This window comes from Massilia sp. GER05, assembly GCF_052056005.1.
GTDB lineage: Bacteria > Pseudomonadota > Gammaproteobacteria > Burkholderiales > Burkholderiaceae_D > Telluria > Telluria orientalis.
On sequence record NZ_CP178858.1, the window covers coordinates 2,804,318 to 2,818,314 of the forward strand.

Annotated in this window: 9 protein-coding genes and 1 tRNA gene; 6 read left to right on the forward strand and 4 right to left on the reverse strand. The window is 66.6% G+C overall.

All coding sequences use genetic code 11. The features are described 5' to 3' along the window. The first annotated feature begins 115 nt into the window (after positions 1–115). The 4 genes from ACL58G_RS12525 (at position 116) to ppc (ending at position 6,534) form a co-directional block, all read left to right on the forward strand. Positions 116–2,011 carry an MFS transporter gene (locus ACL58G_RS12525; RefSeq protein WP_440967161.1) on the forward strand — a complete coding sequence of 632 codons (1,896 nt, stop codon included), beginning with the start codon at positions 116–118 and terminating at the stop codon, positions 2,009–2,011. Positions 2,012–2,082: 71 nt separating this feature from the next. Beyond that, positions 2,083–2,159, forward strand: a tRNA-Pro gene (locus ACL58G_RS12530). Positions 2,160–2,290: 131 nt separating this feature from the next. After that, positions 2,291–3,595 carry a GGDEF domain-containing protein gene (locus ACL58G_RS12535; protein ID WP_413383917.1) on the forward strand — a complete coding sequence of 435 codons (1,305 nt, stop codon included), beginning with the start codon at positions 2,291–2,293 and terminating at the stop codon, positions 3,593–3,595. A gap of 191 nt (positions 3,596–3,786) precedes the next feature. Beyond that, a complete protein-coding gene (ppc, locus tag ACL58G_RS12540) occupies positions 3,787–6,534 on the forward strand; it encodes a phosphoenolpyruvate carboxylase (RefSeq protein WP_440967163.1) in 2,748 nt (915 codons plus the stop codon). A 21-nt stretch (positions 6,535–6,555) separates the two neighbouring features. Here ppc and ACL58G_RS12545 read toward each other — a convergent pair whose 3' ends face one another. Continuing rightward, entirely contained in the window at positions 6,556–7,449 is an 894-nt protein-coding gene (locus tag ACL58G_RS12545) for an NAD(P)-dependent oxidoreductase (protein WP_440968019.1), read from the reverse strand. Positions 7,450–7,520: 71 nt separating this feature from the next. Here ACL58G_RS12545 and ACL58G_RS12550 point away from each other — a divergent pair, with 71 nt between their 5' ends. Next, a complete protein-coding gene (locus ACL58G_RS12550; protein WP_440967164.1) occupies positions 7,521–7,856 on the forward strand; it encodes a winged helix-turn-helix transcriptional regulator in 336 nt (111 codons plus the stop codon). A 3-nt stretch (positions 7,857–7,859) separates the two neighbouring features. On the opposite strand, the gene ACL58G_RS12555 is transcribed toward ACL58G_RS12550, so the two are convergent. Then, positions 7,860–10,049 carry a glycoside hydrolase family 88 protein gene (locus ACL58G_RS12555; protein WP_440967165.1) on the reverse strand — a complete coding sequence of 730 codons (2,190 nt, stop codon included), beginning with the start codon at positions 10,047–10,049 and terminating at the stop codon, positions 7,860–7,862. 110 nt (positions 10,050–10,159) lie between these two features. On the opposite strand from ACL58G_RS12555, the gene ACL58G_RS12560 reads away from it, so the two are divergent. After that, positions 10,160–11,107, forward strand: coding sequence for an alginate lyase family protein (locus tag ACL58G_RS12560; protein WP_413338560.1), 948 nt, complete (start codon positions 10,160–10,162; stop codon positions 11,105–11,107). Here ACL58G_RS12560 and ACL58G_RS12565 read toward each other — a convergent pair. Together ACL58G_RS12565 and ACL58G_RS12570 are read right to left on the reverse strand one after the other, a co-directional pair. Further along, positions 11,076–12,911, reverse strand: a complete 1,836-nt coding sequence (locus ACL58G_RS12565) for a hypothetical protein (protein ID WP_440967166.1) — start codon at positions 12,909–12,911, stop codon at positions 11,076–11,078. The genes ACL58G_RS12560 and ACL58G_RS12565 overlap by 32 nt on opposite strands. Before the next feature lie 76 nt (positions 12,912–12,987). After that, positions 12,988–13,983 carry a LacI family DNA-binding transcriptional regulator gene (locus ACL58G_RS12570; protein WP_413338556.1) on the reverse strand — a complete coding sequence of 332 codons (996 nt, stop codon included), beginning with the start codon at positions 13,981–13,983 and terminating at the stop codon, positions 12,988–12,990. Positions 13,984–13,997: the final 14 nt, after the last annotated feature.

Here is a 13,997-nt window from a genome sequence, read left to right on the forward strand (position 1 = left end):
CAGCCGCTCCGGGTAGCGGATTGTGCGACCATTGATTCACGCCCAGCAACATTGTGTGTTCAACGTGCCGGTTGTGTTGTAGATTGTCGCATCCCCGACATCCGCGTCATCGACCATGAGCCACCCGAACCACACCAGCCAGTTTGCCCTGCTGACCCAGCGCCGCTTCGGCCCGTTTTTCTGGACCCAGTTCCTGGGAGCCTTCAACGACAACCTGTTCAAGACGGCGCTGCTCGTCGTGCTGACCTATGACGCGCTGTCGTGGACGACGCTGCCCGCCGCGCTGCTGAACAACCTGATCCCGGGCCTGTTCATCCTGCCGTACGTCGTGTTCTCCGCCACCGCCGGCCAGATCGCGGACAAGATCGAGAAGGGCCGCCTGGCGCGCTTCGTCAAGCTGCTCGAAATCGGCATCATGGCCATCGCCGCCATCGGCTGGCTCACGCACAACCTGTGGCTGCTCGTCGCCGCGGTCGTCGGCATGGGTGTCCATTCGACGCTGTTCGGCCCCGTGAAATACGCCTACCTGCCGCAGCACCTGAAGCCGGAAGAACTCGTGGGCGGCAACGGCGTCATCGAAATGGGCACGTTCGTCGGCATCCTGCTGGGCGAGGTGATGGGCGCGATCCTGGCCGGCCACGGCGCCGCCGGCGTGCACCTCGTCGCGTTCGGGACGCTGGCCGTCGCCGTGCTGGGCCTCGCCATGAGCTGGCGCATTCCGGCGTCCCCGGCGCCCGCGCCGGCGCTGAAGATCAGCGCGAACTTCGTCGCCGAATCCGTGCGCAACCTAGCGTTCTCGAAAAAGAACCGCACCGTGTTCCTGTCGATGCTGGGCAATTCCTGGTTCTGGTTCTACGGCGCGCTCGTGCTGTCGCAATTCCCGCTGTACGCGAAGGAGTACCTGCACGGCGACCACAGCGTGTTCGTGCTGCTGCTGACCATCTTCTCGCTGGGGATCGGCACCGGCTCGCTGCTGTGCGAAAAACTCTCCGGCCGCAAAGTGGAGATCGGTCTCGTGCCGTTCGGCGCCATCGGCCTGTCGCTGTTCGGCATCGACCTGTATTTCGCGAGCCTCGGCTACACGAACACCGCCCCCGTCGATTTCGTCGGCGTGCTGGCGCAGCACGGCACGCTGCGCATCCTGGCCGACATCCTGCTGCTGGGCGTGTTCGGGGGCTTCTTCATCGTGCCGCTGTTCGCGCTGATCCAGACGCGCTGCGATCCGGCGCACGTCTCGCGCACCATCGCCGGCATGAACATCCTGAATGCGCTGTTCATGGTGGCGTCGGCCGGCGTCGCGGTCTTCCTGATCGGCCGCGGTTTCAGCATCCCCGAGATGTTCCTGACGACCGCGCTGCTGAACGCCGTCGTCGCCATCTACATCTTCTCGCTCGTGCCGGAATTCCTGATGCGCTTCCTGGCCTGGCTGCTGATCCACACGATCCACCGCGTGTCGACGGTGGACGTCGAGCGCATCCCGGAAGAGGGCCCCGCAGTCCTCGTCTGCAACCACGTCAGCTACGTCGACGCCATCGTCATCCTGGCCGCGAGCCCGCGCCCGATCCGTTTCGTGATGGACCATCGCATCTTCAAGACGCCGCTGCTGGGCTTCATCTTCCGCACCGGCAAGGCGATCCCGATCGCGCCGGCGCACGAGAACCCGTGGCTGATGGAAAAGGCCTTCGTCGACGTCGCCCAGGCGCTGCACGAAGGGGAACTCGTGTGCATCTTCCCGGAGGGGAAACTGACGCGCACGGGCGAGATGAACGCATTCCGCGGCGGCATCGCCAAGATCGTCGCGCGCAGCCAGGTGCCCGTGATCCCGATGGCGCTGCGCGGGCTGTGGGGCAGCGTGTTTTCGCGCGATCCGTCGAATGTGTTCGAGCGCTCGTTCGCGCGCGGGCTGCGCTCGAAGCTGGCGCTGGCCGTCGGGCGGCCGGTGTCGCCGCAGCAGGTCACGCCGGAGGGGTTGTACGAGGAAGTCCTGGCGTTACGGGGGGATTGGAAGTAAGTTTCTCAATGATGCCCGGTGACAAAAAGACTAGTCATCCCGCGTGCCTCTGTTATAATTCTGGACCAAGTCGGGGCGTAGCGCAGCCTGGTAGCGTACGTGCATGGGGTGCACGTGGTCGGAGGTTCGAATCCTCTCGCCCCGACCAACGAATTCAAAGAGTCAGGCCAGCTTTCGAGCTGGCCTTTTTCGCTTCTTGAGGTTGCCGCACGGGAATGATCGCAGCCGCTTGATGATTTCAGTATATTGATCGCCGAATATATAGATCAGCGATCCGCCATGATCCCTCGACTCGCGCGCGCAATGACGATAGTCCAGTCCCTGGTTGGATTATTGCTGGTTCTGACCCCCGCATTACTGATCTGGCAGCACTTCGGGATGACCCGGGTCTTCGAGCTCTCGCCCCGGCAGCCCTACGGCGCGACCGTTACCGACGACCGTCACGAGAACGGCAAGTCCGTCGCGTCGCTGGTGCGTGCGAACGATGCCTTCGTCATGCGCTGCGATCTGCGCGCCGGCTATGCCTGGCCATTCTGCAAGCTGCAGTTCCACTTGGGGCAGCACGGAAAAGGCGTGGATTTCAGTCAGTTCGATTCGGTCACGTTCGACATGCGTTATTCGGGCGAGTCGGGCAGAAAAATCAGGCTGCACCTGACGAACTTCGAACCGGAATTTTCCACCGTCGGCGACTGGAATTCGCAGCGGTACAACTCCGTCGAATTCGACGCGCCGGAGCAGGCCTCGTTCACGATTCCCGTCAACGTCGTGCGCACTGCCGACTGGTGGATCACGGCGTACGACGTGCCGCTGGAGAAAACGTATACCCGGCTCGATAACGTCACGGCGGTGGAGATCTCGACGGGATCGGTGCCGCCTGGCCAGTCGATAACGATCGAACTGCGGTCCATCCAGTTCCGCGGAAAATGGATATCGGATACCGCGCTGCTGACCTGGCTGGTGGGTGCATGGATCGGATGCGGCCTGCTCGGGCTATCGCTGAGCCTCTTGCACGTCCGCTCCAGTCTCTCGGCCAGCAATGCGCGCCTTGAACTGCTGGCCGTCATCAACAAGGCGCTGCAGCTGGAGGCGCGCGATCTCGCCAATCAGGCTCACACCGACCCGCTGACCGGCGCATTGAACCGCCAGGGCCTCAGGGAGGTGCTGATGAAACGCTTGCACGTCGCCGGCCACGTCGACGAGGAGATGGCGGTCGTCTTCATGGATCTCGACCATTTCAAGCGGATCAACGATCAACATGGCCACGACGCCGGTGACGAGGTGTTGCGGCGCTTCGCCGCGGTCATCCGGGGCGAAGTCCGATCGAGCGACAAGCTGGTGCGCTGGGGCGGAGAGGAATTCCTGCTCCTGTGTCCGGAAACCGACGTGGCGCATGCCATGACGATGCTGGACAAGCTGCGTGCGGCGCTGGCGACGCAGGACTGGCCGCACGGGTTGCGCGTCACGTCATCCTTCGGCCTGACGTCGCTGAAGCCCGAAGAAGACATCGGGGCGGCGATCAAACGGGCGGACGGGGCGTTGTATCGCGCGAAAGCGAACGGCCGCAACCGGGTGGAAATCGCCTGACCAGACGATCATGTGTAGCATTTTTTCAACCTCACCCACCGAACTGATCAATGTTCGTAGTAAAATTTCATAACATTGCATGACTTGTCGTGCCGCGCTGTGTATAAAGGCTGGTATATACAAGGTATCTGTCCGCCAACGCTGGTTAACTGGTGCGTGTTCTGTAAATTATTTACATTTTGGAGAGCTGAATGAGCGTTGAAGAGGCACGGAACTTCAAGGAAGAGTTGCTGGGGCGGGATATCCGCCAGCTCGGCCGCATGCTGGGGGAAACGATCCGCGCCCAGGAGGGTAACGGGGTGTTCGACCGCATCGAGTCGGTCCGCAAGAGCTGCATCGGTTTCCGGCGTGACGAAGACGGCAGCGCGCACGAGGAACTGGCGGCGATCCTCGCAGACATCTCGGCCGACGAGAAGACCCAGCTGATCCGCGCCTTCACGTATTTCTCGCTGCTGGCCAACATCGCCGAAGACCAGCACCACATCCGCCGCAGCCGCGCGCACCTGTCCGCCGGCTCGGCGCCGAAGAAGGGCAGCATCGCGCACGCCGTCGACGGCGTGTTCGCCGCCGGCCGCATGGACGACCTGCGCGCCTTCTTCGACGACGCGCACGTGAGCCCCGTCTTCACCGCGCACCCGACCGAGGTGCAGCGCAAGAGTGTCCTCAACTGCCAGATGGCGATCGCGCGCCTGATCGGCGAACGTGACCGCACGCAGCTGACGCCCGACGAAGAGCAGGACAACGACGAAGCGCTCGCGCGCGCCATCCTGACGCTGTGGCAGACGCGCCTGCTGCGCCCCACCAAGCTGTCGGTGCTGGACGAAGTCGAGAACGGCCTGTCCTTCTTCGACTACACGATGTTCAAGAGCGTGCCGCGCCTGTACTGCGCCCTCGAGGACACGCTGGCGCAAAAGGATGCCGGCTGGGCCGACACGGAGCTGCCGTCGTTCATGAAAGTGGGCAGCTGGATCGGCGGCGACCGCGACGGCAACCCGTTCGTCACGGCCGACATCCTGCGTGCCACCCTGAAGGCGCAGGCGACCCGCGCGCTGGATTTCTACCTGCCGGAAGTGCACATGCTGGCGTCGCAACTGTCGCAGGCGCAGTCCCTGTGCGGCAGCACGGAAGCCCTGCACCGCATCGCCGAGCGCACGCCCGACCAGTCGCCGCACCACCAGGACGAGCCGTACCGCCAGGCGCTGCACGGCATGCATGCGCGCCTCGTGGCGACGCGCGACTGGCTCGTCAGCGGCGCCAATGAGCCGGATGCGGTGGCCTACGCCAGCGCCGACGAGCTGCTGGCCGACCTGGACGTCATCCACGAGTCGCTGGTGGCCAACGGCGCCCGCCAGCTGGCGCGCGGCCGGCTGCGCCTGTTGCGCCGCGCCGTGAAGGTATTCGGTTTCCATCTCGCGCCCGTCGACCTGCGCCAGAACTCCGACGTGCACGAGCGCGTGCTCGCGGAACTGCTGACGCAGGCGCGCCCCGGCGTCGATTACCTGGCACTGGACGAAGCCGCGCGCTGCACGCTGCTGCTGGAAGAACTGCAGTCGCCACGCCTGCTCGTGTCGCCGTTCGAGGCGTATTCCGAAGAGACGGCGTCCGAGCTGGCGATCCTGGGCGAGACCAAGCGCGCGCACCTGACGTACGGCCGCGCCGCCGTCACGAACTACATCATCTCGAAGGCGGCTTCCGTCTCCGACCTGCTGGAAGTGGCCGTGCTGCTGAAGGAAGCGGGCCTGCTGCACCCGACGCTCGGCACGCTCGACGTCAACATCATCCCGCTGTTCGAAACCATCGACGACCTGCGCGCCGGTCCCGCGATCATGGCCGCGGCGTTCGGTCTGCCGTTCTACATGCGCCTGTTGCAATCGCGCGACCGCCTGCAGGAAGTCATGCTGGGCTACTCGGACAGCAACAAGGACGGCGGCTACGTCACGTCCGGCTGGGAGCTGCACAAGGCGGAGCTGGAACTCATCGCCGTCTTCCGCGCCCACGGCATCAAGCTGCAGCTGTTCCACGGCCGCGGCGGTTCGGTGGGCCGCGGCGGCGGGCCGAGCTACGAAGCGATCCTCGCGCAGCCGCCGGGCGCCGTGCAGGGACGCATCCGCCTGACGGAGCAGGGCGAAGTCATCACCGCGAAGTACGCCAACGCCGACGTGGGCCGCCGCAATCTCGAGGTGCTCGTCGCCGCGACGATGGAAGCGACCCTGCTGTCGCATGACCAGCCGCAGCCGGACGCGGCGCAGGTGGCCGCGATGGACCGCCTGTCGACGGAAGCGCTGCGTGCCTACCGTTCGCTCGTGTACGAAACGGAAGGCTTCGAAACGTACTTCTGGGAGTCGACGGTGATCACGGAGATCGCCGCGCTGAACATCGGCAGCCGTCCGGCGTCGCGCAAGAAGTCGCGCTCGATCGAAGACCTGCGCGCGATCCCGTGGGTGTTCAGCTGGGCCCAGTGCCGCCTGATGCTGCCGGGCTGGTACGGTTTCGGCACGGCGGTGGAACGCTTCATCGCGGACGCGCCGGCCGAGCGCCTCGCGCTGCTGCGCACGATGTACAAGACGTGGCCGTTCTTCACGACGCTGCTGTCGAACATGGACATGGTGCTGGCGAAGAGCGACATCGCGATCGCCAGCCGCTACGCCGGCCTCGTGGCCGACGCGGCGCTGCGCGACCGCATCTTCGGCGCCATCAGCGCCGAGCATGCGCGCACGGTGGAGATCCTCCGGCAGATCATGGAGCAGGACGAACTGCTGGACGGGAACCCGCAAATGCAGCGTTCGTTGCGCAACCGCCTGCCGTACATCGATCCGCTGAACCACCTGCAGGTCGAGCTGCTGCGCCGCTACCGGGCCGGCGTCGACGACGATGCGACCCGCAACGGGCTGCACATGTCGATCAACGGCATCTCGGCAGGCCTGCGCAACAGCGGTTGACCGGTACGGCGGTGGCGGAGGTCACAGCACCTTCGCCACCGCCGCGAACTCTTCCCCGCCATATCCCGCCTCGTCGGCCCGGCGCAGCAGCGCGGCGATCGCGGCCGGCAGTTCCGTGCGCAGCCCGCGTGCACGCATCGCGTCCTCGATGCGGCGCGTCGCATCGACCGAGATCGACAGTGGGCTTTGCGTGATGCGGTAATCGCCCGAGGCGATGACGCCGGCCTCGTGCCGCAGGAACTCGCCATACGACGGCGCCAGCGCGTGCACGATCGCGCCGTAGCGCCGCACGTCCAGTCCTTCCCGCTCCGCCAGCGCGGCGCCCTGGAAGAAACCCAGCGACGCACCGTAGACGAACGAGAGGGTCGCGAGGTCCATCGTCGCCGCGGCCGCCGGGCTCGCGCCGAGGTGGACGATGTTCCCGCCATAAGCCGTGAGCACGGCGCGCGCACGTTCGACGTGTTCCTCCGCGCCCGAGACGAGGATCGTCGTGTCGGGCTGGCCCATCTGCTCGGGCGCGACCTGGATCGCGCCCGCCACGAAGCCGGCGCCCTCGGCGGCCAGCGCGGCTGCCGCGTCCTGCGCCTCCCGCGGACTGCCTGTCGTGAACTGGACGAGCACCTTGCCCGCGAGGTCGACGCCGTCCGCGTCCAGTATTTGCCGCGACGCCGCGTAGTCGTGCACGCACATCACGACGATCTCCGCCGCGCGCACGGCGTCCGCCGGCCGCGCGGCCACGCCGGCACCTGCGGCGGACAGACTTTCCGCCTTTCCCGGCGTGCGGTTCCACACATGCACGCGCCATCCGGCCTGCAACGACAGCCGGGCGAGCGTGGCGCCCATCTGGCCCAATCCGATCACTGCGATGTCTTTCATCCTGACCTCCTGTGGTGTTGGAAGCGGCAGTATCCCGATGTACCATTCGAAGCGTCAAGTACGTACAATCCAGTCAGGTACTACCCAATTGGTAAGTTTTGGAGGAAGCGATGGCGGCCAGTAAGCCCTTTAACTGCGGGATCGGACCCGCGTTCGAAGTCATCGGCGGCAAGTGGAAAGCCGTGATCCTGTACGAGTTGCAGGACAAGCCCGTGCGGACGGGCGAGTTGCGCCGCCTGGTCGGCGGCATCACCGAAAAAATGCTGATCCAGCAGTTACGGGAAATGGAGTCGGATGGACTCGTGCGGCGCGTCGTCTACCCGGAAGTGCCGCCGCGCGTAGAATATTCCGCGACACCCGAGGGCGCCGCGTTGAACAAGGCGCTGGGGCCGATCGCGGAATGGGGCCGCAAGTATGCGGCGGCCCGGGGCCACGTGGAGATCTAGCGTTTACTCGGGACCCGTCACCCGCAGCGGCACGGCCAGCCGCTGCGCCACGTTGCGCACGTGCGCTTCCCACGCCTGCGCATCGGGAAAATCGCCGCCCTTGCTCCATCCCGCGCCCAGGTAGTGCACGAACGGCTGCCCGGGCTGCGCGGTCCCGACCAGCAGGGCGTCGCCGCCATCCACCGCGGCGCGCGTCGCCTGGCCGGGGACGATGATCGCGCACGCCGTGTGCCCGTTCGGCGCGCTCTCCGGTTCCCAGTAACTCATCCAGCTTGCGCTCGTGTCGCGCACGAGCCGGCCGTCGCCCTTGCGCTGGGCGATGCCGACGGCGACGGGCAGCGCGCCCGCCTGGTCGCTCGTGTAGCGGCTTTCGACGCGGCTGAAGTTGGCGCCCGCGTCGATCGAGATGCGCTTCGTCTCCGCGACCTGGCGTCCGGCCGCGCTCCACGCGTCGTAGCGCAGCTCGAACACGGCGCGCAGCGGCCCGTCCGCGATCACTTTCCAGCCCGCGTAGACGGATGACGGATACGCCTTGCCATCGCGGTAGATTGCCGTGCCGCCGCAGCCGCGGCCCGTGCCGACGCTGTAGTTGTCGAGGCCCTCGCCGTGGTCGCTGTGGTACTCGCCGCGCTTGTACCACGTGTCCACGACGGGCCGGCGCACGCGCTTGAGCCACACGTCCACGCCGCTGCCCACGTGCTCGTTCGGCACGTGCAGGATCGCCGGGCCGTACGCGCGGTGGGCGATGCGGTCGCTCTCCCACGCGAAGTCGTCGTAGCGTTCGGGCACGTAGCGTGCGTGCACCTTGACGTCGGGCGGCGCCAGCGCGGGCAGGGCGCTGGCCGGCAGCAGCAGGAAGCGGCGTCGTTCACGGGGCGCGAAGTTTGCCTGGAACAGCAGCGTGTCGCCGATGCGCTGCGTGGGCAGCAGGCGCGACGTGCCGGTTTCCATCACGGCCAGCGCTTGTGGAGAATCCGGCGCGAGCGGCAGTTCGATCGTCTCGTCGGCACGGTGAAAATCGCCCGGATTCGTCACGCGCACCGTGCGGGGTACGGCGCGTTCGAGCAGCGCCATGCGGAACACTTCGCTGCCCGCGAGCAGGAAGGCGCCGACGCCATAGACTTCCGTCGCATCGTCCGCGAAGCCCGTCGGCGCCTGGCCGATCGGCTGTACGTGCGTGAGCTTGCCGTCCGGCTGGACGCTGGCCACGAGCGCCGTCCATGCGCGCCGCACGCCCGGTTCGAACGCGGCGCGGTCCAGCAACCCCTGGTTGACGCCCCACGCGAGCGCATACGCGAACAGCGCCGTGCCGCTCGTTTCGCGCGCCGGATAGCCGGCCGGGTCGAGCAGGCTCGCGCGCCACAGGCCGTCGGCCTGCTGCAGCGCGAGCACCTTCGCGGCCATCGCGCGGAACTGCTGTTCGAAGCGGGCGCGCGCCGGATGGTCCGCCGGGATGTACTGGAGCGTGCGCGCCAGGCCCGCCATCACCCAGCCGTTGCCGCGTGCCCAGAACACCTTGCGGCCATTGGCTTCGCGCCGCGCGAAATAATTGCTGTCGCGGTAGTACAGGTGTTCGTCCTTGTCGTACAGGTAGTCCGACGTGCGCCACCACGCGGCGACGGCGTGGTCGAGATAGCGCGCGTCGCCGGTGGCGGCGGTCAGGCGCGCCCACGCGGGCGGTCCCATGAACAGGGCGTCGCACCACGACCAGCGGTCCTGGTTGCCGGGCACCGTGAATTTCAGCGTGCCGTCGTGCGGCTCGGCGAGGATCGCATCGAAACGCGCCTTCAGCGGCGCCAGCATGGCCGGGTCGCGCAACTGCAGGTACAGCTCCGCATACGTCTGCCCGACCACGTGGTCGTCCGCGTGATAGGCGCGCGGACCGAGTTGCCAGCCATTGCGTTCGCCCATCGCCGCCATCGCGTCGCGGTACGTGCGCGAGCCGGACAGGTTGGCCAGCACCATGAAGCCGGCGTCGCCGACGCCCTGCGTCCAGTGCGTCGGCGCATGCGCGCTCGGATGCGCGAGCTGCCAGTCGGCGACGCGTTCCATCGTCGCCAGCACGGCGGCCGGCGTCGGTGCCTGCGCGTCGGCCCTGGCGGCGGGCGGTGTGTGTGTCGCGCATCCGGGCAGGAGAGGGCCGAGCAGCAGCAGGGCGAGCGTGGCGTGCTTGAAGGGGATAGTCGGGATCATCGTAGGATAACGTTTAACTAGATGTATGGATTCTGGCTTAAAGCTGAGATAAGGTAAACGCTTTCATAAAAATGGAGAAGACCATGCGGATACGAGGACTCGGAGCAGCCATGTTCATCGCGGCACTGGCCGCGCGTCCGGCGGGCGCGTGCGAGGCGCCGCCGCCGGCCGTCATCGACATCGATGCGAACAGCTATTACAGCGACAGCCATCACTCGATCGTCGACCCGGTGCGCAAGGCGCGCAACGAGGCGGCCGTCAAGCCCGTCAACGACTACCTCGACGCGGTGGCCCATGCCGCCGTCGCGTGGCAGCGGACGCACCGCGACGCGGATGCCCGCTGCGCCCTGGCCTGGCTCGCCGACTGGGCCGGCCGCAAGGCGATGCTGGGCACGATGACGACGGAGCAGTCGTACTACACGCGCAAGTGGACGCTGGGCGGCCTCGCGCTCGCCTACGCGCGCGTGAAGCCCGCGGCGACGCTGGAGGAGCGCGGCCGCATCGAGGCGTGGCTGCTGGCGCTGGCCGATGCAACGATCCGCCATTCGGACGCGCACAAGGGCGTGCGCAACAATCACTATTACTGGGAGGGCCTCGCGGTGACGGCGACGGGCGCTGTCACGGGCGACGCGCGCTGCCTCGCGTGGGGCCGCAAGGTGTTCGACGCTGCGATGGCGCAGATCCGGCCGGACGGCGTGCTGCCGTACGAACTGGAACGGGCGGGCAGGGCGCTGCACTACCACCTGTACGCGGCCGCGCCGCTCGTGCTGATGGCGTCGATCTTCGACGTGCAGTCGCCGCGGCTGGACAAGCTCATTGCGTTCTCCGTCGGCGGCGTCGCCGATCCGTCGGCCATCGCGACGATGACGGGCGTCGAGCAGGAGCGGTCGGGCGGCGTGCCGGGATGGATCGCCATCTACCTGCGCCACGGCGGCAAGGTCGCGGTGCCCGTCAGGCTGCCGGCCGTGAACTGGGATGCGCGCATGGGCGGCGACCGCAGCCTGGCCAATCCGCTCGAACACGTCGTCACTGGTAGCGGATCGTCCAGCGGATCCTGAGCGGCTTGTCGAACGTGAACGCGCCCGTGCGGCAGGCGGCCAGCGTGGCCATCGGTCCATACGGCGCGCGGTACGCTTCGCTGCCGGTCACGTCGTCGGCGCTGCAGCGTGCGAGGCCGTCGACGGCGAAGGCACGCACGGCACCGTCGCGGAAGGCGATCGTGTTGCCGTCCACCGTGGCGCCGCTTGAAAACGACGCGAAGTCGAGGCTCACGCCGGCCACGTCCAGCGATGCCGCCGGCGTGTACGTGTCGGTGCGCGTGATGACGCCGTGGCGCAGGGTGTATTCCGTCTCGACCGCGATGCGCGTGTCCTTCACGGGCACGTTCTTGCCCAGCTTCGTGAGCGCATCCTGGCGGTACGTGACGCGATGGCCGCCGTCGATGTCGCTCGTCTCGATGTTCTTGATGAACGCGGTCGCGATCAATTCGCTGCCGTCGGCGAGACGGAATTTCGGCAGCAACTGCGGATGCGCGGCGCCGCTGTCGGCGATGCCGGAGACGATCCCGTACGAGAACGGCAGCGGATAGTACGGGCTGTTCGCATGCTGGCTCGGACCGCCGTTGATCATCGAGAGGCTGAATACGTGTGGCCCGTCGCGCCAGATGGCGAGGGCGCGGTCGTATTCGCCGCCCGCGAAGCGCGTGAGGCTGAAGGGAGGACGCGCGCGTTCCAGCCACGCCGCAAGGTCCGCGCGCGGTACGGCGTTCTTCATGCCGGCCCGGTTCCACATCTCGTCCGTGCCGATCAACTGGTGCAGTAGCGAGAAGTTCTCGCCGAGGATGCGATGCTTGCCGCGGTACGTGTCCGTGCGGCGGCCCTTGCCCCACATGTCGACCGAGTGCAGCGCCGGGTCGTACCAGAAGTTCATGTAGCGCTCGCCGATACGCGCGGAGTAGGCGTACGCGTACTCCTTTTCTTCCGGCGTGAGGACGCCGAGGTAGGCGGCCGTCGACAGGATTTCCAACATCGCCGTCTCGCCGTACGGCCCGAGGCTGCGGCCCATCGTGAAGCCGCTGCCGTCGGCACTCGCCGCGTTCAGCGCGACGTCGGCCGACTTGCGCAGCAGGGCTTTCAGTTCCGGCGTCACCGTCAGGCCGGTCTCGATGAAGCGTTCGCAGATCTCGGCCGCCAGCAGGATGCTGTAGCGGTCGAAGCGGCCCTGGCCATCCGTCTCGTCGGAAAAGCCGTAGGTGCCGGAGTAATCGGCGTAATGCTTCAGCATCCTGTCGAGCAGGACGTCGCTCGCCTGCGCGTCTTCCCAGCCCATCAGCAGGCGCAGGCGCGCAATGCTGAAGGCGACGCCATAGTAATTGGTCGGCAGGTCGATCAGTTCGTAGGCCGGCACGCGCACGAACGTCCGCCAGTCGAGCTTCTTGCGCAGTTGGTCGAGCGTGGCGGGACGCACGGCGCGCTCCAGCAGGCCGGCCCGCTTCAGCTTGACCAGCGCGCCAATGTAGTAATAGATGCCCCAGGTATCGTTTTCCATGCCGACGGTAAGGTCGGCGATGGATGCATAGTCGCGCAGCATGCCGGGCAAGCGCGGGTCATTGGCGGACGTGTGCAGCAGCACGTCCGCCAGGCCCGTCGCGATTTTCCCGGGCAGGAATTTGTCGTGGCTCTGGAACGGCGCGCGGCCGTCGATCGTGATGCCGTCCCGTTCCTTCACGAGCTTCTGGAAAAAGTAATCCAGCTGCGGGTAGGCCTGTTCGACCGTCTGGTGCAGGGGCCTGGTCGCGAGTGCGGGCGCGGCGTGTGACAGGGCGAGAACCGCCATCGTGATGACGGGCAGGACAGGGCGCATGCGTGTCTCCAGTGTTGTTAAACGTTTTCCTAAAAGGATAGGTCAACTCTTCCGGAAAGTAAACGGCGATACGGGCTCAGGGGCGGCGGGCGATCGTCGACCCGCGCAGGATCAGTTGCGGCGCGACCTTGGTGAGCTTTTCGACGTGTTCGCCGCGGATCACGGCCAGCAGCTTTTCCATCGCGGTCGCGCCCATGCGCTCGCTCTGCAGGTCGACGGTGGTAAGGGCGGGGGTCGTGTATTTGCCGTAGGGGATATTGTCGAAGCCGACGACCGAGATGTCCTGGGGGATCGAGATGCCCAGGTTGGACGCTTCTTTCATGAAGCCGAGCGCCATCAGGTCGTTGTAGCAGATCAGCGCATCCGGACGCTGGCTGCCCAGCACGATCGCAGAGCACAGGCGTTCGCCTTCGGCCAGCGACGGCGCCTCGGCATCGAAGATCGCGAGTTCGAGGCCGGCTGTCTTCAGCGATTCGCGGATGCCGCCCAGGCGCTCCTCGTCGCGCCGCGACTTGGAAAAGCCGAGGTAGGCGATGCGGCGGTGGCCCAGCATGCGCAGGTGCTGGGCCAGCATGTAGGCGCCGCCGTGGTCGTCGCTGGCCACCGTAGGCAGCGGCAGTTGCGCCAGGCTGCCGAAGAAGACGAGCGGCTTGTCGATCTCGGTCATCCACGCCATCTCGTGCTCGCGCATGCGCGAGAACACGATCATGCCGTCCACGCGCCGGCTCAGTTCTTCCAGCGTGCGCCGCTCGCGGCTGGGCGTTTCCTCCGTGTCGACGAGCAGGACGGAAAAGCCCTGGTCGTGCGCCACGCGGTTCGCGCCCTTCAGGATGCTGGAGAAGTGCGGGTTGGTGATGTCCAGCACGGAGAGGCCGATGGTGTTCGTGCGCCCCGTGATCATCGACTTGGCCAGCGGGTTCGATTTATAGCCCAGGCCCGCGATCGCGGACTCGATCGCCGCCTCGACCTTGGGCGAAAAGCGCTGTGCGCCGTTGATGAATTTCGACACCGTGGCAGTGGACACGTGGGCGGCTGCGGCGACGTCGCGGATGGTCGGGGCGGACTTTTTCATGGAAGGTTAATCGT